Origin of the sequence: Corynebacterium tuscaniense (genome assembly GCF_008693065.1) — a bacterium.
Classification (GTDB): domain Bacteria; phylum Actinomycetota; class Actinomycetes; order Mycobacteriales; family Mycobacteriaceae; genus Corynebacterium; species Corynebacterium tuscaniense.
Genome location: NZ_VXKH01000223.1, coordinates 1 through 508, shown reverse-complemented (window position 1 = coordinate 508; position 508 = coordinate 1). Strand labels below are relative to the sequence as shown.

The window sequence follows — 508 nt, the reverse complement described above, 5'->3', positions numbered from 1 at the left end:
ATCGTCGGTCGGGTCATACGTGGACTTGTCACGCTTGCTCCACTCCGTGCCGCCGGACTGCGTGATGTTATTCTCCTCACTGCGGCCCATATCCACCTCAACCGGATCGAAGGCTTCACCGGTCATGGTGTATTTGCCCTTAAGCACGGCAGAAACTGCCTGCATCTCTTCGACCTGAGCAATGGCCAGCTCTTCGTCACGCATGTTCTGCATGATGATGCGACGGCGGCGGTAAGCCGGGTCCGCCAGATTCTGCGGATCTTCATCCGGCAGGCGACGCAGGGTCATCTGCGGATTCACTTCATGCTTCGGCTTGACATATCCCGGCGTAAATTCAGAGGTGGAGCCGCCACGGGAACGGATAACCTCACCGGAAACAATCGGCGAAACGTACAGCGCCATGTTTACCAGTCCCGGAATTTGTGAGAGATAGACTTTCTCCGTGGTGAAGGGATAGCTCTCACGGAAAAAGAGACGCAGAAACAGCGGATGGATCCGCGGATCCGAT

The 508-nt window shown here is 56.3% G+C and carries 1 protein-coding gene; it reads right to left on the bottom strand.

What is annotated here, in order from left to right:
• A partial coding sequence (locus tag F4V54_RS11395; protein WP_211359504.1) for a major capsid protein occupies positions 1–495 on the bottom strand: 495 nt, incomplete at its 3' end.
• Positions 496–508 lie beyond the last annotated feature (13 nt).